The organism is Bacteroides sp. AM16-24, from assembly GCF_003471885.1.
Taxonomy (GTDB): Bacteria; Bacteroidota; Bacteroidia; order Bacteroidales; family Bacteroidaceae; genus Bacteroides.
Window position 1 is genome coordinate 1 of sequence record NZ_QRKI01000024.1, and the last position, 25,449, is coordinate 25,449.

Sequence of the window (25,449 nt, forward strand, 5' to 3'; positions counted from 1 at the left end):
CATTATGATGCTGCGTTGGGAAGGTTTACGACGATGGATCCGTTGGCGGAGAAGTATTATGGGGTGAGTCCGTATGCGTATTGCGGGAATAATCCGGTGAGATATGTTGATCCTGATGGAAGGAAAATAGTTGATGCCAAAGGCAATGTTATATATACTAAAGACGATGGTTGGCTTCCAAATGCATCTCAAGATGCTTTACGAATTGGTAATGCTATGATGCAAACTCGAACCGGAATGATACAGTTTGAGAAAATGGTAAATGCAGACCATAATATAACCTTAAGTATTAGTTCTGAGAGTAAAATAGAAAGAGCTAATAATAGAAACAGATATAGATTGGGAACCTCTAAGAAATATTTTGTTGGTGATAAATTAAAGTCTGTTGATATTGTCATTTTTGAAGGAACATTGAATGAATTTTTCACTGCAAATACTTCTAAATCTAAGAAGTATAAAGTGGCGACAAAGAACAATAATGAAGCTATAGGTGCTATTGCTATACATGAGTCTGTACATGCTACTGATGAACAGAATATAAAAGAAAGTAAAGAAAATGTAACAAAGAATACCTCACATGATATTGAAAAAACTCCTAATGAAGTTGAAAACAATACATTGCGTGAATTATTCAATCAACATAATAAATTCTAAAATAATGTATATGATAAAATTTGTAACAATATTACTTGCGCTGATTGTTCCAATTGGAAATAATCTGTTCGCACAAGACTTTGAAAATAAAGAAATAAAGGACTTTTTGGTTAGTACAGGTGAAATGCGGGATGGTGATAAATGTTCTTATTATGCTTATGAATTGCTAAAATTAGATGCATTAAACGATTCTGACAGTTGTGGAATATATCGAATAGGAGTATATGCATCACATAGTTATACATATTTGTTATTATTAGATAAGAAAACTAAGACTTTTCTGAATTGTCATACTGATTTGTATCAGACATTAAAATCTGTATATTCTTTCTTTGAAAAGAGTAGTTGCTGTTTTTCAGATTCAGAAAAACTTTCTTATATAAAAGAACTTATGGATATTTATCATCGAAATAACATTGTTATTCCATGGTAGTCATGATGATTATTCTGGAATTAATATAAGGTGAATTTAATATTCATTGGCGTAAATTTTCCCTGTCTCTCTGAAATAACTGTAGAGACAGGGATTGTTTGTTTTCTTTTTCTATATTCTATATATAGATAATCGTAATGTACTACCGGTTTCTTGCCATTTTTTCCCATTGTTTCTCTGGCCTGTGTAGAGTCGCAGTTTGCTTTGCCCATTCCTCTGGATTTCCTTCGAAGCCGATGATCTGTACGATGTCGTCTTTTTCAAATTCTTCTTCAATGGCACCGTCCAATCCCGTTCCCGATTGTCGTCCAATTATGGCGACGGCAAAGCGTATTCAAAACCTGTTTACAAGGCTTCGCCCCTAGAGCGTGTATTGGAACAGTACGGTCCGGGAGAGGAGTGGCACGACAATGGCAAACGTGTGAAGACCGAGTATCTCAGCAATACAGCCGATGGTGAATTGTCATGCAGGTGGTACCGGACTACGGATAACCGTGGCGACGTACAGGTCAGCTCCAATCCGGAAAAGTGTATCACCCGACAGGCATTAATGCAGGATGTAAGAAAAAGATAGCAAAAATATTGTTTGCACTATTTGAACATTGGCTGTGCGAACCATCTCTTAAACATCCATGTCACCACCACATACAGACCGAAGGCTGAGATGAACCCTACAATCGAGTCGATGAGATAATGTGCCTGGATATACACCGTGGCACAGCAAAGCAGTATATAGAATGGGAACAGACATGCAAACAGCCGGCGACTGCCACGCCATGCCATAATCATCAAGAGCGTGGAGATACCCACATGTGAACTGGGAAAAGCCGCCGTAGGACGCTCACCAATTTGCTGTGACCCCTCTACCAAATTGTAGAAGAACCCATGATCGTATCCCGGTCCGGGCAGCAACTCCTGATTATGGTTGAAGTAATCTCCAATGGAAGGGAACACCCCTTGCGCCACATTATCATCTCCGATAGCCGGAAAATAGAATTGCGGGCCTGCCACCGGAACAAAGATATAAATCAGATAATAGATAAAGAACGAAGTGACCAGCACGAATGATAACTTTTCGAAATACTGAAAACGGTAGATAAAGTACCAAAGCACCACAATCAGAATCATCGGATAGTAGAAGAAATACCCCATATTAAACGGCTCACTCACCCACATCTGCGGAAAACGAAGACAGAACCATACTGCCGGTTGTCCGTTGAACAGCCACTGTTCGGCCGAAGCAAAAACATGGTCGAGGTTCGGGAATATCCGGTTAAACTCAAATGTATCGGGGTACCAATATGAAAGCAGAGACATCTGGATGGCAATACGCACAAAAGCAGAGAACTTACAGGGTGCCAGCCGGTAAAGATACATCAACAGGAATGTCATGCCGGCAATCATAGCACGATCAATCAACATCTGTACAGGATGATCCATTTCCTGGAAAAGAAACAAGATCAAAATAGAAGTCAACAGATTATATATAAGTGTTATCTTCTCGACTGCAAACAACCCTTTCCGGGTTTCTACCTTTTTAAATAAATCTAAAGCCATCCCTCGTTCTTATACCAGGCAACGGTCTCCTTTACGCCTTGTTCCAGATTATACTGGGGCGCAAAACCCAACTCTTTTACAGCCGGGGTAATGTCACATTGCCAATTGCGTTGTTTCATTATGTTATACTTATCAGAATTGAGCGTACTTGGTATCTTGTTCCACTTTGCCCAGGATTCAGCGAGCAAAGATACAACTTTCAACACAATTAACGGACATATCACCCGAATTACAAACGGATTACCCAATTCTTTCCGGATCAAGTCAGAAAAAGCACGGCTACGATACACCTGACCGTCTGCCAGGAAATAGGCACGGCGACATGCCCGCTTCTCGATACCAAGGAACACAGCCTGCACAATATCTTTCACATAAATAAATGTCAGATCCTGACGGCGGAAACCGACCGCAAAATCCGTATGTTGCTTGATAGACTTAGCCATCAGGTAATAATCTTTTTCACGCGGGCCATATACTCCTGTGGGGCGATAAATAACATAGGGGAATCCGGGAATACTTTGTAAATAAAGCTCGGCTTTGAGTTTGCTCAATCCGTAAGCGGTGTTGGGCAGGGGCGAATCTTCCTCTGTAATCGGTTGGTAAGTTTTCTCATGAACAGGACCGAACACACTCAGCGTACTGATATAAATAAACTGTTTCGGTATCATGTTCAGCTCGCGAAGAGTATCAACGAAATATTTCGTCTGCAAATAATTCACCCGGTCGAATTCCCGTTTATCGGTGCACTTGGTTACCCCGGCACAATGGATGATATAATCAAACTTATTATACGTTCCTTTGTGTCCGGAAAGTTGGGCACGCAGTTCATTGGGATGTGCAAAGTCCAGTTCAAGGATATGTATTTTGCGGTTTCGCAAATACTTCCGGCTACTGCTTGAACGGATTCCCGCCCACACACCAAACTTCCGCTTCAACGCTTCTTCCACGATGAAACTTCCGATAAATCCGCTGGCTCCTGTAATTAATATACTTTCCACCTGTCACTCTTTACGTTAAACAAATGTATTTAGTGCGATTAGGAATCACTATTTCAACGGTTCGACATGAATACCCACATGTGTACCCCTACCGAACATCTCTTTTAGCTTGTTCTCTATTTCCGTCGCTGTCCGGTGTGCCTCTTCCAAAGGAATCTTGCCATCCATACGCACATGTACTTCAATGGCACAATAACTCCCAATACGACGTGTACGCAAATGATGCGGTGAACTGACACCGGGAAATGACAGAATGGTCTCCTGTATCTGATTTTCCACCTCGACAGGCAACGATTTCTCCAGTAGTTCATCTACACAAGGTATGAGCAACCGGATAGAGACTTTCATAATAAAGAAGCTTACTATCACTGCCGCTATCGGATCGAGTACCCGCCAATGGGGACCCAACAAAATTGCGCCACCAATACCGATAGCTGTGCCAATGGAAGAAAGTGCATCACTCCGGTGATGCCACGCATTGGCAATCACTGCCTGTGAGTTCAATTTCTTTCCCTTAAATACTGTATAGCGATAAATAACTTCCTTTGAAACAATGGATATCAACGCTGCTGCCAGTGCCAGAATACCCGGTTCCTGCAAAGAACCTCCCTGCAAGAAACGATAAATGGACGATACACCGCTCCAAAGAATACCAAATCCCACAAACAGCAACAGAATACCGATAATAGCCGTAGCCAATGTCTCGTACTTTCCGTGCCCGTAATCGTGGCTTTCATCCTCGGGCTTGGCAGATATACGCACAAACAGAATCACTATAATATCAGTGACAAAGTCCGACAATGAATGAACCGCATCTGCCAGCATAGCAGCACTATGACCGAAGAAAGCGGCAAAGAATTTGAATACAAGCAAGAGGAAATTTACAATACTACCCATCACAGTCACCCGGTAAATTCCTTTTTCCCGTTCAGTGTTTTGCTTGTCCAACGCTTGTTCCATTATCCAGCCGTTTTTTTATAAATCGTTGCAAATATAGTACATAAATCCGTTTGTTTCTGCAATTTACCGGTTATTTTCTACCAACAAAGAATATTTTGGGGATAGATTGAACGAGTGATAACAATTATTTGTTTACTTTGTAGGCGTGAGTTAGCTACAAGTTACAAGCTACGGGCTACAATTGCCATGCGGCTCGATGCTTATGTAGCAGTTTTTATACTTGTAACCTGTAGCTCGTAACTAAAAACTTTTAAATATATGGCTAAGAACAAAGAAAAGAAAGCCGGCAAACGGATGAAGAAAAAAGAACTCATCGCCGCGCTAATGGATTTTTTCCATTCAAAACCCGACGAAGTACTGTCTCTGAAATACATATTTGAACAACTTCATCTCACCACGCATCCCCTGAAGATGTTATGCAGGGATATCCTGAGTGACCTGTTGTTGGACGACTATATCACTGAAGTGGATAAAAGCAAGTATAAGCTGAACAACCACGGCGTAGAAATGGTGGGTACTTTCCAACGTAAAAGCAACGGAAAGAACTCTTTCATTCCTGAAGGTGGCGGCGATCCGATATTCGTTGCCGAACGTAACTCGGCACACGCTATGAACAATGACAAAGTACGCATCTCCTTCTATGCCAAACGTCGTGGACGTGAAGCCGAAGGGGAAGTTATCGAAATACTGGAACGTGCCAACGATACCTTTGTCGGTACATTGGAAGTAGGCAGTTCATACGCTTTCCTCGTAACGGAAAACCGTACACTTGCCAACGATATCTTTATCCCGAAAGAGAAGCTGAAAGGCGGGAAAACAGGTGATAAGGCCATCGTGAAAGTGGTGGAATGGCCTGACAAAGCCAAAAACCCCATCGGGCAAGTCATCGACATCCTGGGTAAAGCAGGTGACAATACCACGGAGATGCACGCTATCCTCGCCGAGTTTGGTTTACCTTACGTTTACCCTTCTTCCGTAGAAAAAGCTGCAGACAGAATCCCAGCCGAGATTTCCGTCGAAGAGATTGCCAAGCGCGAGGACTTCCGGAATGTAACTACTTTCACCATCGACCCGAAAGATGCCAAGGACTTCGACGATGCTCTCTCTATCCGTAAAATAAAGGATGGCTTGTGGGAAGTAGGTGTACACATTGCTGATGTCACCCACTACGTCACCGAGGGCAGCATCATCGATAAGGAAGCTGAAAAGCGTGCCACATCTGTTTATCTGGTAGACCGTACCATCCCGATGCTTCCCGAACGCCTCTGTAACTTCATCTGTTCCCTGCGTCCCGATGAAGAGAAACTGGCATACTCGGTCATCTTTGAGATCAATGAAAAAGGAGATGTGAAGGATGCACGCGTGGTACATACGGTAATCAAGTCTGACCGCCGCTTTACTTACGAGGAAGCACAACAGGTGATTGAGACTAAAGAAGGTGACTTCAAGGAAGAAATCCTGATGCTAGATACCATTGCCAAGGCATTACGTCAAAAACGTTTCGTCTCCGGAGCCATCAACTTCGACCGCTACGAAGTGAAATTCGAGATAGACGCAAAAGGCAAACCCATCAGCGTTTACTTCAAAGTGTCCCAAGATGCCAATAAGTTGGTAGAGGAGTTCATGCTGCTTGCCAACCGTACCGTAGCCGAGAAGATCGGCCGCGTACCGAAAAACAAGAAAGCAAAGGTATTCCCTTATCGTATCCACGATCTTCCGGACCCGGAAAAGCTAGATAACCTGGCGCAATTCATTGCCCGATTCGGTTACAAGCTACGTACCAGCGGTACGAAGACGGATGTATCCAAGTCCATCAACCACTTACTGGATGATATTCAAGGGAAGAAAGAAGAGAACCTTATCGAAACCGTATCCATCCGTGCCATGCAGAAAGCGCGTTATTCCACGCATAACATCGGGCACTACGGATTGGCATTCGATTACTATACGCATTTCACCTCCCCCATCCGCCGGTTCCCGGATATGATGGTACACCGCCTGCTCACCAAATACCTAGCTGGCGGACGCAGTGTTTCCGAAACTAAGTACGAAGATCTCTGCGACCATTCCAGCAACATGGAGCAAATTGCAGCCAATGCCGAACGTGCTTCTGTGAAGTACAAACAGGTAGAGTTTATGACGGAACGTCTGGGACAGATATTCGACGGTGTAATCTCCGGTGTAACGGAGTGGGGGCTGTACGTAGAGTTGAACGAAAACAAATGTGAAGGTATGATACCTATCCGTGACCTCGATGATGATTACTATGAGTTCGACGAAAAGAACTACTGTCTGTGTGGACGCCGCAAGCACCGCACGTATAGTCTGGGAGATGCAATTACGATTAAAGTGGCACGCGCCAACCTGGAGAAGAAGCAACTGGACTTTGCTTTGGTAGACTAAATAATCTAAATAATGTATGAAGGTGCGGAATCCGTGCCTTCATACATTATTATTGTTTCTGCTTTACATATCCGGAAGGTGAAACCCCATACTCATTCTTGAAACATTGCCGGAAATAAGCCACGCTACTAAATCCCGTCATATAGGAAATCTCTGAAATTGTATATTCACCAGATATCAACATCTCCACACTTTTACGCATCTTTACCTTACGAATAAACTCATTGGCCGACATATCTGCCAAACCTTTAATCTTCCGATATAGGGTAGAATGACTCATACACATCTTATCTGCAATGAAAGCCACATCCATCTTCTCCATCTCTATGTTCTCCTCGATGATCTGCGTAATTTTCTGCATAAACTCATTATCCAGCCTGTTCAGTGAACTTACAGCTTGTTCCTGAGCAGGCTTTACATCGGCCAGTAATAATTGCGAAGCAATCTTCTTGCGTGTTTCCAGCAAGTTATTGATACAGCTATGCAGCAGTTTTGCACTGAATGGTTTCGTCAGATAAGCATCCGCACCCGAGGCATAGCCTTCCTCCTTGTCATGCAAAGAATCCTTGGCCGTCAGCAGGATAACCGGAATATGACTGGTACGCATATCCTCTTTTACTTTCTTACAAAGTTCCACTCCATCCATAATCGGCATCATGATGTCCGATACTATAACATTCGGAATCCGCGCTTGTGTCAATTCCCAACCTTCTTGTCCATCTTTGGCAGTAATCACTTCATAAATATCAGCAAACGAACTTTTTATATACTCACGAATATCAGAGTTATCCTCCACCACGAGCACAATGGGACATCCGTCCAAAGCAGGATCCATTCCGCCCATATCCTCCGTTGGAATGGGCAGTTTTTTCACCTTGCTCTCCACATGAATTGCATTAGGATAAGTATTCTCCGTCAACAAACGCAAGATAAATGTGGTTCCCACTTCTGGTGTACTTCCCACCTTCAGCATACCTTCGTGCAAATCGGTAAGTCCTTTCACCAGTGCCAGACCAATACCTGAACCTGATGCCTGAAACTTACTTTTAGCCTGATAATAACGGTCGAAGATATGCGGTAATGCTTCCGGCTCGATACCATGCCCGGTATCTTTCACACTGATTTCCGTATATTTTATCTGCATTTCCTCTACCGAACGCAAGGTCAGTGTTATCTCTCCTTCCGAAGTATATTTGACGGCATTACTCAATAGATTATCCAATATGATAGTGACCATATCCGCATCATAGAACAGCTCGGCATCTTCGGTTTCAATATGAATATGATAAGCCACCTTATTGTTGGGATTCAGCTCTTTATAACGCAGCCCGATTTCCTGTACCAGTTGTGCCAGATTTCCCCTTGCCACTGCCAGTTTCCGGTTTTGAGTCTCTGTTTTACGGAACTCCAGAATACGATTGATTAGATTCAGCAGGCGGGTAGCACTATCGTGGATGATACTGATCTTATTGGCATGCTTGGGAGATAGGGTACCATCACTCAACAGATCTTCCAATGGTCCCAGAATCAGCGTTAGCGGTGTACGCAACTCGTGCGTAATATTAGTATAGAAACGCAGCCTTTCATTGTTCAGTTCCAAGTCATTCTGACTTTTTCTGCGTTCCAGATCCAATGAACTTTCCAAGTCTATCTTATGCTTATAGAAATGAAGTAATCCATAGAGAGCCAGGACAAAGAGCAATACATAAACCAGTTTGGCATACCATGTGAGCCAAAACGGTGGCTGTATATGAATCACCAGCGAAGCCTCTTTCTCATCCCATTCCTGGTTGCGAATACGTGTCTTTACTTTAAAGACATACGTACCGGGAGAAATATTACGAAAAGTTACCTGATTCTCTCCTTGCGTGTTATACCAGGCTTTTTCTAACCCCTCCAGCATATAAGTAAATTCTACTTGCGGGCTTTGGGTATAGTCCAGCACATTGAAAGATATCTTGAATGTATTCTGATTATACGGTAAATTTATCTCCCCATCAGCAATAGGCATCGGCAATTCCTCGTCATGACTCTCTTTCATACGGTGATACGTACAAAAACGGGTAATGACAATAGAAGATACCTCACGGTTAGTAGGAATATCCTTGGGATTAAAATAACACGCACCATTCTGTGAACCAAAATACATGGTGCCATCAGAAGTCATGCAGGTAGATCCATTCATAAAATCACCCATAGGTACTCCGTCGTGATGGCTATAATTATAAAATACCTTCTTCGCCTCATCCAGTCGGGAGACTCCACCATTCGTACTGATCCATATTTGATGAAGCTTATCCTCAGTAATAGCACGCACCTGACTGTTTTCCAAGCCATTCCGTTCTTTAAAGACTTCATACTCGTCCGGATTGGCCGTATCATGGAAAATTGCCACTCCCTCACGCGTAGCAACTAATATCCTTTGTCGGGAATCCTGCATCATATGGTTGACGGCATTCGAACAGAAACCATTTTCAACTACGAAATTATATATAAGCTTATTGTTCGGATCGAATACCGAAACACCTTTGCCGAATGTTCCTATCCACAGTTTATCTTCTTTATCCCTCAAGATACCATGTATCTTTGTATCCGGCAGCTGACTTTGAATGAAACCTGCCACTTCCAGCTTTCCGTTTTCATAGATATAAAGTCCGCTCTCCGTCCCAACCCAGATACTCCCGTTTTTATCTTCATAGAAACAATGAACATTCAGGGTTTCCTCGTGAGACGTTTTACCGATACGGGTCATTTTCTTGTTTTGCAGATCATACAGAAGAATACCGTTCAGATAAGTCCCCATCCACAACCGGTCCTGAGAATCTTTGTATATAATATTAATATGAGTATTGGATTGAGTCTGATAAGAACGCAATAAGAAAGTATCTATCAGCTTATTCTTCTGAAAAACAGCAAACTCACCTTCGCCCCCAACCAATACTTTATCATCTTTTGCAAACAATCCCCAAACTTGTTTACTACTCTGTTTACCGTCTCTTTCCACTGTGTAGGGCAACATATTAAAAATGGGCTGTGCATAACTTATAAAATCGACTCCTCCCCGGTAATTCCCCAGCCAAATATTCCCGAAGCTATCTTGAAAAGCACATCTGGCATTAGGTCCCGACAAGCCGTGCACATCATTGGTAGCAGGTATATTCTGAAAATGTATATGGGTTGGTGAAGTAAATGCATTCTGTTGCATATCAAGTATACTGACACCACCCATATTGGTACAGATCCACAACCGTCCGTCCCTCATCTGTTTTATATCCAGCACCTGATTGGAAAGCAACGAGTTCTCATCGCCCGGAATATGCCTGAAAGTGGTGAACTTTTCGGTTGCAGGATTAAAGATGGAGAGTCCTTTATTCGTACCTACCCATATATTTCTTTGTTCATCTACACACAAGGCAACGACAAGTCCTCCCGGAAGGCTATCCGGATCATCGGAAACGTGCTGATACCTTTTTATTGTATGATCCTTTAATGAAATGACACTCATCCCCTTGCCATCATGCCCGACATACAGATTTCCCCGACCGTCATCACAGGCTATATAGTTTTTCAATCCGCCCAGTCCTTTCACATTGTGTTCATAGTAATGAGTGAATTTCCCGGTTTCGATATCATAATAATGGATACCTACATGATAGGTGGTAATCCACAACCCTTTTTTGTCGAAGGAAGGGATGATATTGGTAATATCATTGGTTGCAATAGTGCCATCTCCCGCCCTGTATACAGTGAACGTATCCGCATCACAATCGAACACACACAGGCCTTCACGTTGGGTACCTATCCACACTTTATTGTCGCGCGGATCGGCACACACACAGTTCAGTTCATTGGCACTCAGCTTCGAGGTATATTTTTTATAAACCGTAAACTGCCTGCCATCGAATTTATTCAGCCCGCCCTCGGTGGCAAACCACATGCATCCTTGTTTATCCTGGGTAATCCCCACCACGTAATTACTGGACAGCCCGTCTTCTACCCCCAGTCTTTTAATCGTATAGGGTTGTGCTTCTGATTTTGCAACCAAAAGAATAATCAGCCCCAGAAATAGTAGAGTGTTCTTCATTTGAATCTGTTTTATTTTAAAAGTAATAGCCTGGAACCTGTATATAGTTCCTTACGAAGTAGTCCCAAAGATGCACTAAAAATTCAACATAAACCAACCAATAATTCGTCTTGAACGATTTTTGTATTCTACTTGCCTATTTTTCTATCTATGGCTTTCCATTTAGCATCTAATTTTGCAATGACAAAAGTATAAAAACTAAAAAATCTAATATTAATGAAAAGAAGAAATTCTCCAAGTTTTTTAGGTAACCGGCCTCTCATTGAAGGAGCCGATTTATCCGGATTACTAATTTAATCACCTTATTTGGTCTAATAAAAAAAGAAAAACGATGAAAGAAAACTCGTTCAAAAGAAACCGGAAGGTCCTCACAGCCTTATTGCTTTGCACTGGTTTCATCGCAGCTCAGCCCCTCGCAGTAATGGCTGAAGACAGTGTAACTTCCGTACATGCAGTTCAGCAACAGAAACAAACCGTCACAGGTATTATCAAGGATGCAACAGGAGAAGCCATTATCGGTGCCAGCGTATTGGAAAAAGGCACATCGAACGGCACAATCACTGATTTGGATGGTAAATTCACCCTAAGTGTCACTCCCAACGCAACATTAGTTATTTCGTACATCGGTTATCAGACACAGGAATTACCTGTTGTTGCCGGAAAAGTAATGGACATACAACTGAAAGAAGATGCCGAGATGCTGGATGAAGTAGTAGTGGTAGGTTATGGTACTACCAAGCGCAAGAACTTTACAGGTTCGGTTTCTACCGTAAAAGCCTCGGAAACTCCGCTGGCACTGATGCCTACCTCCAATGCAATGGACATTCTGCGTGGTACGGCTACCGGTATCACGGTATCGCAGCAACAAGGAGCCGGACAGGCACCTTCATTGCAGGTTCGTGGTCAGAAATCAGTAAATGGTGGTTCTACTCCGCTGATCGTAATGGACGGTGTGATCTATATGGGAAGCTTCCGCGACATCGATCCGACAACTATCGAAAGCATGAGTATCCTGAAAGATGCTACTTCACTCGCAGCTTACGGTTCGCAAGCTGCCAATGGTGTAATTATGATCACTACCAAGAAAGGAAAGTTGGGTAAACCCGTCATCAACGTCAATACTTCCTGGGCTTTCTCTACAGCAGCAGCAAAACCGGACTTGTTAAGTCCCGAAGATTATGTAAAGAAAGTAAACCTGTTGAGTGGTCTGGCAGAGGACGCCGATCCTACATGGATGCGAGAGTTCGAATACGAAAACTACAAAAACGGAAATACCATCGACTGGTACGACTATTGTACCCGCACCGGATTGATGCAGAACTACTCAGCTTCTGTTTCGGGAGCTACGGAGAAGATTAATTACTATCTGTCCGGTACATACACCGACCAGCAAGGAGTTGTGAAAGGAGACGATTACGACCGCACCGCCCTGACAGCACGCTTGCAATCGGACATCACAGACTGGTTGCAATTAGGCGGACAGGTAAACTACACCTACAACGACTATTCCGGAACCAGCGTATACGACCTCTACCAAGCCATCCGTCTGAGCCCTTACGGTCGTGCCGAACGTGCCGATGGCGGTGGATTGGAGAAATTCCCCTGTAATGAGGGTATTTACCGTATCAATCCGATGTGGAATGTAGAGAGCGGTACTATCGACGACCATGACACGTATGCCACTACCTCCATGAAAGGACACGTATTGGTGAAATGTCCCTGGGTAGAAGGTTTGACTTACCGCCTGAACGGTAGCTATTCCGTAGAAAACATCGAACGCGATTACTTTACGCATGAAGGATATTACGTAAAAGAAGGTTCCAGCGACGACCGCTATTCCGCCTCTACTGTAGCCAATTACTTGGCCTCAGCAAACGGTTACAGCGCACGCACAAAGAACACATCATGGGTATTAGACAATATAGTAAACTGGCAGCGCCAATTCGGTAAGCACTATGTAGACCTGACTTATGTATATACGCGTGACTCTTACGAGTACAGCTACCGTCGTTTCGACGGTTCCGACTTTGCCGCACTGGGTAACACCAACCTCAGTTACGACGGACTGAACCTGGCAACCACACAGAAGATCAACGGTCTGAACTATACACGCCACACCAACGTAGGTTATCTGGGACGTGCCAACTACAACTACAACGATACATACCACCTGAGTATTTCCGTACGCCGTGACGGTTCCAGTGTCTTCGGTGCAAACCACAAATGGGGTACTTTCCCGGCAGTAGGTCTGGCATGGACAGCATCCAACGAGGCTTTCATGAAGAATATTAAAGCCATCAGCTACCTGAAGTTGAAAGCATCCTGGGGTAAGAATGGTAACCAAAGCCTTTCTCCTTACGAAACACTTTCCAAAATCACATTGGGACAGTCAGGAGGTTACAGCTATCCGTTCGGTAACACTTCATTAGTAAGCTGGGGACAGCGCATCACCTCGATGGGTAACTCCGACCTGGGATGGGAAGAAACCGAATCATTCAACTACGGCTTCGACCTGGGATTAATCGACAACCGCATCCGCCTGGAATTCGACGGATACTTCTCCAAGACCACCAACCAGATATTCAACCGTAACATTCCGGTTATGATCAATGGTCTGACCAGCATGAAAGCCACCATGGGACAGGTAAACAACTGGGGTATCGAAGTTAACCTGAATACTACCAACATCCAGACAAAAGACTTCAACTGGGGTTCCACACTGACTTTCTATATGAACCGCAACAAGCTGAAAGAACTCTACGGAGACGGTCAGGACGATATTACGAACTCCCTGTTCCTGGGTAAGTCATTGGGTGCTATCTATGGTTACAAGAACATTGGTATTGTACAAGAAGAAGATACAGAATATATGGCAGCCAACGGTGCAGAACCGGGTGACGTGAAGTTTGCCAACCTGGACGGTAGCGAAGACGGTAAAATTACAGCCGACGACCGTACCATCCTGGGATACAAAAAAGAAAACTTCCGCATGAGCTTTGGCAATACATTCCGCTACAAGGACTTCGAACTTTATATGTTGTTCACCGGCATCTTCGGTGGAAACGGCTACGGACAAGCTGTAAACTACTACGCTTTCCGTACTTCTTCCGACGTACAGGGTGACAATAACTTCAACCACGGCTGGTGGACTCCCGAAAACAAGAGTAACAAATATCCGCGTATCAACTATACCGACGGACGCTACACTCCGCTACAAGGATATGGCTTCGTGCGTCTGCAAGACCTCAGCCTGTCCTATACTTTCCGCCAGCCTTGGGTACAGAAAGCAGGTATCGGGAATCTGAAGGTTTACATGGCTTGCAAGAACCTTTTCACCATCTCCGGATGGGAAGGCGGTGACCCTGAAGTTCAACAAACATTAGGTAGCGGTTACACTTACGGATACCCGTTGTCGCGTACCGTTTCGTTTGGTCTGAATTTAACGTTCTAACTCTATTAAAAACACTAAAGATGAAAACAAAAAAATACATATTCATAGCTGCCGCAGCTTCCATGCTTGGCATGACGACGTCTTGTGACGATGAAGGCTTCCTAACGGAAAAGCCGAAGACAATCTACACCACCGACAACTCGTACGAAACGATTGACCAGGTGAAGGCTTGTATCACTAACTTGTACATCCACATCCGCTACTGGTATCAACAAGACTACTTCCTGAAAGGACTGGGTACTGATGTGCTGGATACCCCCTATTTCCGCAGCACGGGTAACGGTTACTGTAACTTCGCCAACTGGTCGAGCACCAACAGCAGTTCCAATAAAATTTATGATGCCATGTTCCAAATGGTGAATTATGCCAACCAATCACTGGAAGGTTACAATAAAGAAGGTATGCCCTGGGAGAGTGAAGCACAGCGTAGTGAAGCCTATGGTGAAATCATGTTCTTCCGTGGCTACGGTTACCTGACAATGGGTGAGTTGTTTGGTGGAGTTCCCCTGGTAGATCAATTCTATCAGACATTGAAACTGGACTTTGTACGTTCCAGCCGCGAAGAGACGTATAACTTCGCTATTACCGACCTGGAAGCTGCGGCAGCAGCACTGCCCGACTATCCATCGGAAGCCGGACGCGTGTCAAAGGGAGTCGCTTACCATTTCCTGGCCGAAGCCTATCTGGCACTGGCTACCATCAAGAGCAATGACACCGAATGCCTACGGAAATCCATCGAATATGCCGACAAAGTAATGGCACTACATCCGTTGATGACAGAGCGTTTCGGTACACGCAGCATCCCGGGAGGGGGAACAACGAAAAATGGCATAGCTGCCTACTATGAAGATGGTAATGTATTCTTCGACCTCTTCCAGCAAGGAAACTACGATTATGCTGAAGGAAATACGGAAGCACTGTGGACTTTGCAGAACGATTATACGGTGTATCACGAATATGGCGGAAACAACTTTGTAGGTTATCCCCGTGAAATGTCTCCCGTTCTTCGTGACGTAGTGTGGAAGACTGAATATGCCGAAAACGGTGCAGCAGCCGGACCGTGGGCTGGCAATATCGACGAAAGCGTATATCCGGGCGGAAACGTATCAGCCTACGTAGGTGGACGCGGTGTAGCCAATATGGCTCCTACTACTTATGTTATTAGTGACGTTTGGGAAGGCGATTACGAAGATGATATACGCAATGCACCCTGCAACATCCGCCGCCAGTTTGTGTGCATGGATACGAAGCATAGCATGTACGGTAAACCGGTTCCTTACGAAATGCTGGATTACAATACTCAGAAGATAACAGAGTTCTTCCCTGTCTGGACTAAACTTGCTCCAATCGACGACTGGGGATATGATGATCTGGCCGACGGCGGTAACCGCTCTAACATGTATTGCGACCAGTATGCACACCGTTCGGCAGAAACTCTGCTGCTACGCGCCGAAGCCAATTTGCGTGCAGGTGACAAAGGCGCCGCTGCTACCGACATCAACAAACTGAGAAACCGTGCACAATGTACAAAACTGGCTACAGCAGACGAAATAACACTGCAATACATCCTCGATGAACGGGTGCGTGAGTTATTCGGTGAAGAAAGAAGATGGGCAACTTTACTCCGCATGGGAAATGAAGGAATCGAGAGTCTTAACAACCATGCAATGTATATTGCAGACCAGCCTTTCTGGGGCGGATATTTCAAATCGGACAAAGCTCAAGTTACGAAGTGGAACCTCTTCCCGATACCACAGACAGTGATCGATACGAACACCGGAGCTGTAATAGAACAAAATTCGGGTTGGTAATTCCAACAAAGCCGATAATATAATAACTCTGCTCTACAACGGAAAATGATTTTCCATTGTAGAGCAGTTTTTATATCTTTGCACCAAATAAAAAACACTTATTCAGCCCTATGAAGACAATCGCAATCACCGACCCAGCTGAGATTGAAGCAATTATCCGCAAATGCCCTTACTGTACGGTAGGTATCACCGATTCGGAAGGCAATCCCTATGTAATCCCCATGAACTTTGCTTACCGGGACGGTATCATCTATCTGCATTCCGGTCCCGAAGGCGGCAAAGTGACGATGGCAGAACACCACCCGCGCGTTTGTATCACCTTCTGCGAAGGGCACGAACTGGTATATATGCATCGCCAAGTGGCATGCAGTTACAGCATGAAGTCGCGTAGCGTGATGTGCCACGGAAACGTCCGTTTCATAGAGGATATGGATGAAAAGCGACGTATACTCGACATCATCATGCAGCAATACGTCGACTACGAGTTCAAGTATAGCGAACCTGCCGTGCGCAATGTGAAAATATGGGAGATCAAGGTAGACAAGATGACTTGCAGATCCTTCGGGCTTCGACCTAGCGAAGTATAGGTTTACGCCCCTCTCGTACGCACGCGAACACCCGCGCGCACTTACATCATCATATTCCTTCTGATGGAAAACTTGACAATCGCCATCGCCTGTATGGATGCGAGTGGAATATCCATCGGGTCATGATGCGGATTGTAGCTCACCAGCTTGATGCAACCTTCCACATCGGAACGGTTCACATACTTCACTGACAAGTATTCGTCGCCGTCAATGCAAAATGACACCAGATACATCGCATGATTATGGGGCGAGGATGTATGATGCGGCGCTGGGAAGATGGCATGGGTTGATCCGCTGGCGGAGAAACATTTTAATATTTCATTATACACCTATTGTTTTGATAACCCGATCAATGTAATCGATCCAGATGGCAAAGATGGTGTATACATTGCTTTTCCTGATTACAAAATATCTACTCCAATAGGGAAAATTGGAAATTTAGGCCATGCCGGAGTTTTATTAATCAACAAACAAGGCGTTACAAAATATTACGAATATGGGAGATATGATCCAGAAGGGAGAGGTACTGTAAGAACTATTCCCATTCCGGATATAGTAATTGGAAAAGATGGAACTCCAACAGAAAAATCCTTAAATAATACTTTAAGGGTAATCTCTGATAAAGCTGGTCATGGTGGAAAAATTGAAGGAGCCTACATCAAAAGCGATAAATTTCAAGAAATGAAAAATTATACGGAATCAAAGAAAAAGGAAAATTCCAACCCTAAGAGAGAAAAATATTCGTTAACAAGCAATAATTGTGGTACTTTTGCTACAGATGTACTAAAACAAGACCCAGAAGTCAAAAAGAAATCACCCACAATCATTGACCCTAGACCCAATAGTATAGTAAAAGAATATCAAAATAAATTTAGCACTATTAGATATGAACCAACTAAATAAAGATTATGGAACATAATATTTCAATAACAGAATTAATTTCACTTGAATTATATTTGGGATCAATATCCTTTATAATTGGTACGCTTTTCTTTATTATGATATTACAAAAACTGAGATTGAAAAAAAATAAAAATATTGTTATATGCTATTTTGCAAATTATATCTTCTATAATAATAACATCTATTATTCATATTATCTGGAATCCACATTATGACACAATGTTTAGCTTCATTTTTTTACCTAATATAATTGCAGAAGTTATTACTATTTCATCACTGCTATTTATAATAAAAAAAACATCGTTAGTAAATTAATAATACGCTTAAAATATAACAGATACTCCTGCAATGAGAGCAGATAATACACTATGAAGTAGATTCGGCTAAACCTAATCATAGTGTTTTCAATCCACGGTTCTAAATATATCCCTACCTCTTACTTAAATATTTAGTAGAAGTGGAGATTATTTATCAATCTTGATGCTCCGAACATTTAAAGAACAACAAACGGAATTCCCGTTCGGGTCTTCAATCAGACTATCCATATAATGTCTGGTTCTAGCTCACCAAGATAGAAAGCCTTATTGTCAAATAATAATCATTCCATTCTACCCTCCAGAACAATCCCTCCAGCAGGGCTACACCCTTTCGTCCTAAAGGTGTAGCCATCACCACGAAATGGTGTAGCTATCCGGGGTAAAAGGTGTAGCCCTACCAAAGTAGGGCCACAGGCACTTCTAAAGGACATAAAAGAAATATTTATCTATACCATTCCAAATTCAGTCTGTACGACATTTTCAATCAGAATACTTCTTCACTCCGAAATCCGATAACAAATATCCAACAGATTTTCATTAAAAGAATCCGTCAGACATCTTACAGCGGATATTCTTCGAACGCATACAGCAACGTCGAAAGATAACGTTCGCCTGTATCCGGCAATAATACGACTATTGTTTTTCCTACGTTTTCAGGAAGAAGTGCCAGACGGGTAGCTGCACTGACTGCTGCTCCGGACGAAATTCCTACCAACAAACCTTCCAACTTAGCCAATTCACGACCCGCACGAATAGCATCATCATTCGTCACCTGCAGAATTTCATCTACTACTGCCGGATTGTAGTTCTTAGGAACAAAACCGGCACCGATCCCCTGTATCTTATGTGCTCCCGGTGCACCTCCCGAAAGTACGGGAGAATCGGTAGGTTCCACTGCCACCACCTTCACCCCCGGATTATGCTTCTTCAGGGCGGCACCTACACCGCTAACGGTTCCACCGGTACCGACACCGGCTACAAAAATATCAACAACACCTTCCGTATCCCTCCAGATTTCCTGTCCCGTAGTACGTTCGTGCATGGCAGGGTTTGCAGGGTTATCAAACTGCTGAAGAATTACCGCACCCGGAGTAGCAGCTTTCAGTTCTTCAGCACGGACTATGGCACCCTTCATACCATTGGCACCCGGTGTAAGCACCAGTTCGGCACCAAGGGCTTTCAGCAGGTTACGGCGTTCTACACTCATGGTGTCGGGCATCGTAAGAATCAGTTTATAACCTTTTGCAGCAGCTACAAATGCAAGCCCGATTCCGGTGTTTCCACTCGTAGGTTCTATAATAGTGGCTCCGGGGTTCAGTAAACCTGAAGCTTCCGCATCTTCAATCATCGCCAATGCCACGCGGTCTTTCACACTTCCGGCAGGGTTAAATGACTCCAGTTTCACGATCAGACGGGCTTTTAAACCTTCCGCTTTATTGTAATTGCTCAGCTCCAGCAAGGGAGTGTTGCCCACAAGATCAGTGAGCTGTTTTGCTATCTTTTTCATAACTTATTGGGTTTTAATTTATACTCTTCTTTATAAAGTACAAAGATAGCGAGATAACGGTTCACAAGAAATACCATATTTGTGGGATTTTCATACTATAAATGAGGGATTTTCGCTGAGAATAGTTACCTTTGTGCCCACCTTATTATAAAAGGATATCCCAATGAGTCCATTGAACTTTACTCACATTTTGACACAGGCAGTCGATGAACTATCGGAAAGTTCGTCTTACAGAGGACTGTTTCATCAGCACACGGACGGTAATCCATTGCCTTCGGCCAAAGCGTTGCATGACATCGTAGAGCTGTCGCGTGCCATACTTTTCCCCGGTTATTTCGGTAATTCCACAGTCAACAGTCGTACCGTAAAGTACCACATCGGAGTGAATGTTGAACGTTTGTTCGACTTACTGACCGAGCAAGTGCTTGCAGGTCTTTGCTTTACCGGCGACGGCGAATGCAGTTGCTGCACCGAACTCCAACGTGAAGAAGCTGCGCTGATTGCCGCCAAGTTCATCAGCCACCTGCCGGAAATGCGCCGTGTACTGGCTACGGATGTAGCGGCTGCTTACAATGGAGACCCTGCCGCACATAGTTTCGGAGAAGTAATCAGTTGCTACCCAGCCATACGCGCCATCAGCAATTACCGTATTGCGCACGAACTGCTGAGGCTCGGTGTTCCTCTCATTCCCCGCATTATCACCGAAATGGCCCATAGCGAGACGGGAATAGATATCCACCCGGGTGCCGTCATCGGCAGCCACTTCACCATAGACCACGGAACAGGTGTGGTAATTGGTGAAACATGCATTATCGGCAATAATGTGAAACTGTATCAGGGAGTGACGCTGGGTGCCAAGAGTTTCCCACTGGATGCTGACGGCAAGCCGATCAAAGGTATTCCACGCCATCCGATATTGGAAGACAATGTTATCGTCTATTCCAATGCCACCATCCTGGGACGCATCACCATCGGACAGGGTGCCACAGTAGGCGGTAATATCTGGGTAACGGAAAATGTGCCGCCAGGAGCGAGAATTGTACAGACTAAAGCAAAAAAATAACCGCCGCGCAGGTCAAAGCAACCCGTTTGCAGGACACAAGTGTTCCGGCAGAACGACACAAGTATTTCAGAAAAGCCACACAAGTGTTGCATACGGAAAGTACAAGTGTTTCAGAAGAGAGAGAAATTGAATATATAATTATAAAGAAAAACAACAAGATAGAAGAAGTTGCAACAACTTCAGCCATCAAATTGTAAATCGTAAAATCAAAAACAAATAAATGGAATCCTTTCAAATGATTGCCAAAACCTTCCAAGGACTGGAAGAAGTACTGGCACAAGAACTGACTGCATTAGGAGCAAACGACATAGAAATAGGCCGACGCATGGTGTCTTTCAGTGGAGACAAGGAAATGATGTACAAAGCAAACTTCTGCCTGCGTACAGCAATACGTATTCTAAAACCAATCAAAAGCTTCACTGCCAAGAACGCCGATGAAGTGTATGACCAAATCAAAGCTATCTGCTGGGAAGAGATCCTGAATGTAGAAAAAACCTTTGCCGTAGATGCCGTTGTATTCAGCGAAGAGTTCCGCCATTCCAAGTTCGTTTCTTACAAAGTAAAAGATGCCATTGTGGACTATTTCCGTGATAAGTTTAACAAACGCCCGTCCGTACGCATCAACAAACCGGATGTATTGCTGAATATACACATTGCACAGACCACTTGTACGCTCTCTCTCGACTCATCGGGCGAGTCACTGCACCGCCGCGGGTATCGCCAGGAAGCGGTAGAAGCTCCGCTAAACGAGGTACTGGCTGCCGGAATGATATTGATGACAGGATGGAAAGGGGAATGTGACTTAATAGACCCGATGTGTGGTTCGGGTACAATTCCCATTGAAGCGGCACTGATTGCACGCAACATTGCTCCGGGAGTGTTCCGCAAGGAATTCGCTTTTGAGAAGTGGAATGACTTCGATCAGGATTTGTTCGACATGATTTACAATGACGATAGTCAAGAACGCGAATTTACGCATAAGATATATGGCTACGACAATAACCCGCAAGCTAATGAAATAGCTACACACAATGTGAAAGCGGCAGGTGTATCGAAAGATATTGTCTTGAAGTTACAGCCGTTCCAGCAATTTGAGCAACCCGCGGAGAAATCAATGATCATCACCAACCCGCCTTATGGAGAACGTATCTCTACCAACAACCTGCTGGGATTGTATCAGATGATAGGCGAACGCCTGAAACATGCTTTCATCGGAAACACGGCATGGGTGCTTTCTTACCGTGAAGAGTGCTTCGACCAGATAGGACTGAAACCGACCGCCAAGATACCTTTGTTCAACGGTGCACTGGAATGTGAATTCCGTAAATACGAGATTTTCGACGGAAAGTATAAGGAGTTCAAGAAGCAGGAAGGTGAGGGCGAAGGCGAAAACGAAGAATCCGGCTTCAAGTCTAGAGAACCGAGAGAATTCAAACCGAGGGGAGAAGGACGGGATTTCAAACCAAGAGAATCTCGTAAACCGGGCGAATTCAAATCCAGAGACGACAGACCGAGGGAGTTCAGACCAAGAGACAGCAAACCCCGTGAGTTTGGTTCAAAAGAAGATAGGCCGAGAGGTGAGTTCAAGCCGAGGGAGTTCCGCAAGGATGGAGACCGGGAACGGAAACCGTTCGACAGGGAACGCCGTCCGGGAGGAAGCGGAGAGTTTAAGCCGAAAAGGGAGTTTAAGCCGAGAAAGAGGGAAGACGGGGAGTAAGTTGCTGATAAACAGTTTGAGGTCACAATTTGTGACCTCAAACTGACAAAACATAAAAGAGATAAGTTACAAGTATCAACTTGATATTCCAAATTGGGAGTTCAAGTCAGGGAAGTAGAAGATAACTTATTGGTAGACAATATAAGGTCGCAATTTGCGACCTTAAAAGGACAAGGCATAAATGGATGATCTAATTATTATAGAGAATAAGATATACGAAATCAGAGGTCAGAAGGTGATGCTGGACTTTGATTTGGCGGAGATGTATGAGGTAGAAACAAAATACCTCAAACAAATGGTAAGAAGAAATGCAGAGCGATTTCCTGAAGATTTTATGTTCCAATTATCAAACGAAGAAGTTAACTGTCTGATTTCCAGTTTGAGGTTGCAAATTGCAACCTCAAACAAAGGCGGTACCCGCTACTCCCCTTTCGCCTTCACCGAACAAGGCGTCGCCATGCTTTCCGGCATCCTCCGGAGTCCCAAAGCCATCGAAGTCAACATCAACATCATGCGCGCCTTCGTCCGTATGCGACAATATCTTCTCTCCCACGCCCCAAAGAAAGAACTTGACGAACTAAGAGAACGCATTGAATACCTGGAAGAAGACGTCACCTCCGACAGAGACAGTTACGAGAAACAATTCGACGAGCTCTTCTCCGCCTTCGCAAAGCTGAGTGCTGCAATACAAGTGAAAAGCACTCCGATGGGCAGAATAGAAATAAAAGGATTCAGAAAAGAGAATGACAATAAATGACTATGAACATGAAGATAATCTGTAAATGGATGGGAATAGCGCTATTGGCGTTACCCACTCTCTTTGCAACAAACGTTATGGCACAAGATTTAAAGAAACCAACGCTGGAAGATTTACTTCCTGGCGGAGAAACGTATCGCATTGCTGAAAACAAATGGTATCAGTGGTATGGTGATGCCGCATGCTTAGAATTGGGTATCGACAGTATAAAAGGCATTTGGGCAGTAAATGGAGTAGGAGCAAAAGCAGGAGAAAATTTCACAGTCATTACCCTGAAAGAGGCCAATAAGCTATTGGCAGAAAAAGAGTTAGGAAAGTTGCGTAACTTCTACTCCGCAAAGACCATCAATACTCCCCACAGTGCTGTTATTGGAATTCTGCTCCAAGTAGACCCACTCCTTTTGCTGAACACCGGTAAATACCGCGTACTTATCGACTGGAAAAAGAAAGAGTTAATTTGGAACCAACCGTGTCCCGCCCAAGCTGCCAATGAAGATTGGAACGAAGTGAGCCGCCACTTGGCCTATACACTCAACAACAATCTCTACGTAATGACCAATGACGGACAAACTCGTCAGGTAACCACCGAAGCTGAAGGTATCGTATGCGGCCAAAGCGTACACCGCAATGAATTTGGTATCAACAAAGGTACCTATTGGAGTCCCCAGGGAAACCTGCTCGCTTTCTACCGGATGGATGAGAGCATGGTAACACAATATCCATTGGTAGACATCACAGCACGCATAGGTGAACTGAATAATGTACGTTACCCTATGGCAGGCATGACAAGCCATAAAGTAACGGTAGGCATCTATAACACCGAAACACAGAAAACGGTCTATCTGAACACAGGTGATCCCACAGACCGTTATTTCACCAATATCAGTTGGGCTCCGGATGCCAAAAGCATCTATCTTATCGAATTGAACCGCGACCAGAATCATGCCAAACTATGCCAATACAACACCGAGACCGGTGAATTAATGGCTACTCTCTTTGAGGAAACGCATCCCAAATACGTAGAACCTCAACACCCCATCGTATTCCTGCCATGGGACAACAACAAGTTTATCTACCAAAGCCAGCGTGACGGATTCAATCATCTCTATCTATACAATGTAAAAGGAGAATTGCTGAAGCAACTGACCCAAGGCGAATGGTTGGTACAACAAGTATTAGGATTCAACCGGCAGACGCAGCACGTCATTATTCAGAGTACCGAAACTTCTCCTCTACAAAGCAATATTTACTCTGTCAGTCTGAAGGACTGTAAACGAAGCCTTTTAGGAAACTCTGAAGGAATTCATTCGGCACAGCTATCCGGCTTTATGGGTACGTATCTCATTGACAAATCTTCTTCGCCCACTTGCCCCCGTAGCATAAAGATAATGTCTGCCAACCCGAAAAAACATCGGGAATATACACTGCTTACAGCAGAAGATCCGTTCAAGGGCTTCACTATGCCAAATATAGAAACCGGTACCATCAAGGCGGCCGACGGCGTGACCGACCTCTACTACCGCCTTGTGAAACCCGCAGACTTCGACCCGGCAAAGAAATACCCCACCATCATCTATGTATATGGCGGTCCGCACGCACAGATGGTCACCGGTGGCTGGCAAAACGGTGCACGCGGCTGGGACATCTACATGGCAAACAAAGGTTATATCATGTTCACCCTTGATAATCGCGGAAGCGATAACCGTGGTCTTGAATTTGAAAATGTCACCTTCCGCCATCTCGGCATCGAAGAAGGAAAAGACCAGGTGAAAGGTGTGGAATTCCTGAAAAGCCTGCCTTACGTAGACGGTAACCGCATCGGTGTACACGGATGGAGCTTTGGCGGACACATGACTACAGCCCTGATGCTCCGCTATCCGGAGATATTCAAAGTAGGTGTTGCAGGCGGGCCGGTTATTGACTGGGGATATTATGAAATTATGTACGGAGAACGCTACATGGATACGCCGCAAAGCAATCCGGAAGGTTATGAACAATGCAACCTGAAGAATCTGGCAGGCAACCTGAAAGGACATCTATTACTGATTCACGATGACCATGACGATACCTGTGTGCCACAACACACACTTTCGTTCATAAAAGCCTGTGTGGATGCACGCACGTATCCCGATTTATTCATTTATCCCACGCATAAGCACAATGTCATAGGACGTGACCGAGTACATCTGCATGAGAAGATAACAAGATATTTTGAAGACAATTTATAAAATAAAATAGAAGCAATAA

At 44.2% G+C, this 25,449-nt stretch carries 16 protein-coding genes and 3 pseudogenes; 12 read left to right on the top strand and 7 right to left on the bottom strand.

Annotation, left to right across the window (positions count from 1 at the left end; all coding sequences use genetic code 11):
- A partial coding sequence (locus DW182_RS20195) for an RHS repeat-associated core domain-containing protein (protein WP_147400142.1) occupies positions 1-654 on the top strand: 654 nt, incomplete at its 5' end.
- 10 nt (positions 655-664) lie between these two features.
- Positions 665-1,087 carry a hypothetical protein gene (locus DW182_RS20200; RefSeq protein ID WP_147400143.1) on the top strand — a complete coding sequence of 141 codons (423 nt, stop codon included), beginning with the start codon at positions 665-667 and terminating at the stop codon, positions 1,085-1,087.
- Positions 1,088-1,203: 116 nt separating this feature from the next.
- On the opposite strand, the pseudogene DW182_RS20205 reads toward DW182_RS20200, so the two are convergent.
- Positions 1,204-1,364, bottom strand: a pseudogene (locus DW182_RS20205) (PUA domain-containing protein); the annotation flags it as partial.
- Between the two features lie 24 nt (positions 1,365-1,388).
- Between DW182_RS20205 and DW182_RS20210 the strand changes: the two are divergent.
- Positions 1,389-1,661, top strand: a complete 273-nt coding sequence (locus tag DW182_RS20210) for a hypothetical protein (RefSeq protein WP_147400144.1) — start codon at positions 1,389-1,391, stop codon at positions 1,659-1,661.
- Between the two features lie 17 nt (positions 1,662-1,678).
- On the opposite strand, the gene DW182_RS20215 is transcribed toward DW182_RS20210, so the two are convergent.
- From DW182_RS20215 to DW182_RS20225, 3 genes are read right to left on the bottom strand one after another with little or no spacing between them, the layout of a single operon-like run.
- A complete protein-coding gene (locus DW182_RS20215; protein ID WP_007660927.1) occupies positions 1,679-2,644 on the bottom strand; it encodes a phosphatase PAP2 family protein in 966 nt (321 codons plus the stop codon).
- Positions 2,635-3,642: an NAD(P)-dependent oxidoreductase gene (locus tag DW182_RS20220; protein ID WP_007660928.1), complete on the bottom strand. Its 1,008-nt coding sequence runs from the start codon at positions 3,640-3,642 to the stop codon at positions 2,635-2,637. Before DW182_RS20220 ends, DW182_RS20215 begins: the two co-directional genes overlap by 10 nt.
- A gap of 48 nt (positions 3,643-3,690) precedes the next feature.
- A complete protein-coding gene (locus DW182_RS20225; RefSeq protein ID WP_007660929.1) occupies positions 3,691-4,602 on the bottom strand; it encodes a cation diffusion facilitator family transporter in 912 nt (303 codons plus the stop codon).
- 258 nt (positions 4,603-4,860) lie between these two features.
- On the opposite strand from DW182_RS20225, the gene rnr reads away from it, so the two are divergent.
- Positions 4,861-7,005, top strand: a complete 2,145-nt coding sequence (gene rnr / locus DW182_RS20230) for a ribonuclease R (RefSeq protein ID WP_118296620.1) — start codon at positions 4,861-4,863, stop codon at positions 7,003-7,005.
- 49 nt (positions 7,006-7,054) lie between these two features.
- Here rnr and DW182_RS20235 read toward each other — a convergent pair whose 3' ends face one another.
- Positions 7,055-11,089, bottom strand: coding sequence for a two-component regulator propeller domain-containing protein (locus DW182_RS20235; RefSeq protein ID WP_118296621.1), 4,035 nt, complete (start codon positions 11,087-11,089; stop codon positions 7,055-7,057).
- Between the two features lie 331 nt (positions 11,090-11,420).
- Between DW182_RS20235 and DW182_RS20240 the strand changes: the two genes are divergently transcribed.
- The 3 genes from DW182_RS20240 (at position 11,421) to DW182_RS20250 (ending at position 16,938) form a co-directional block, all read left to right on the top strand.
- Positions 11,421-14,540 carry a TonB-dependent receptor gene (locus DW182_RS20240; RefSeq protein WP_118296622.1) on the top strand — a complete coding sequence of 1,040 codons (3,120 nt, stop codon included), beginning with the start codon at positions 11,421-11,423 and terminating at the stop codon, positions 14,538-14,540.
- A 20-nt stretch (positions 14,541-14,560) separates the two neighbouring features.
- Positions 14,561-16,351 (top strand): RagB/SusD family nutrient uptake outer membrane protein, encoded by a 1,791-nt coding sequence (locus DW182_RS20245; RefSeq protein WP_118296623.1) that lies wholly within the window; start codon positions 14,561-14,563, stop codon positions 16,349-16,351.
- A gap of 110 nt (positions 16,352-16,461) precedes the next feature.
- Entirely contained in the window at positions 16,462-16,938 is a 477-nt protein-coding gene (locus tag DW182_RS20250; protein WP_007660944.1) for a pyridoxamine 5'-phosphate oxidase family protein, read from the top strand.
- Between the two features lie 41 nt (positions 16,939-16,979).
- On the opposite strand, the pseudogene DW182_RS20255 reads toward DW182_RS20250, so the two are convergent.
- Positions 16,980-17,171, bottom strand: a pseudogene (locus tag DW182_RS20255) (S24 family peptidase); the annotation flags it as partial.
- A 2-nt stretch (positions 17,172-17,173) separates the two neighbouring features.
- Here DW182_RS20255 and DW182_RS22830 point away from each other — a divergent pair.
- Positions 17,174-17,316: pseudogene (locus DW182_RS22830) on the top strand (RHS repeat-associated core domain-containing protein); the annotation flags it as partial.
- A gap of 1,401 nt (positions 17,317-18,717) precedes the next feature.
- Here DW182_RS22830 and cysK read toward each other — a convergent pair.
- Positions 18,718-19,665, bottom strand: a complete 948-nt coding sequence (cysK, locus tag DW182_RS20270) for a cysteine synthase A (RefSeq protein ID WP_118296625.1) — start codon at positions 19,663-19,665, stop codon at positions 18,718-18,720.
- A gap of 163 nt (positions 19,666-19,828) precedes the next feature.
- Here cysK and epsC point away from each other — a divergent pair, with 163 nt between their 5' ends.
- From epsC to DW182_RS20290, 4 genes are all read left to right on the top strand, one after another.
- A complete protein-coding gene (epsC, locus tag DW182_RS20275; protein ID WP_007660959.1) occupies positions 19,829-20,728 on the top strand; it encodes a serine O-acetyltransferase EpsC in 900 nt (299 codons plus the stop codon).
- 220 nt (positions 20,729-20,948) lie between these two features.
- Entirely contained in the window at positions 20,949-22,445 is a 1,497-nt protein-coding gene (locus tag DW182_RS20280; protein WP_117706166.1) for a class I SAM-dependent RNA methyltransferase, read from the top strand.
- A 181-nt stretch (positions 22,446-22,626) separates the two neighbouring features.
- Positions 22,627-23,202, top strand: a complete 576-nt coding sequence (locus DW182_RS20285; protein WP_044534307.1) for an ORF6N domain-containing protein — start codon at positions 22,627-22,629, stop codon at positions 23,200-23,202.
- 2 nt (positions 23,203-23,204) lie between these two features.
- Positions 23,205-25,430, top strand: coding sequence for a DPP IV N-terminal domain-containing protein (locus DW182_RS20290; RefSeq protein WP_118296646.1), 2,226 nt, complete (start codon positions 23,205-23,207; stop codon positions 25,428-25,430).
- Positions 25,431-25,449: the final 19 nt, after the last annotated feature.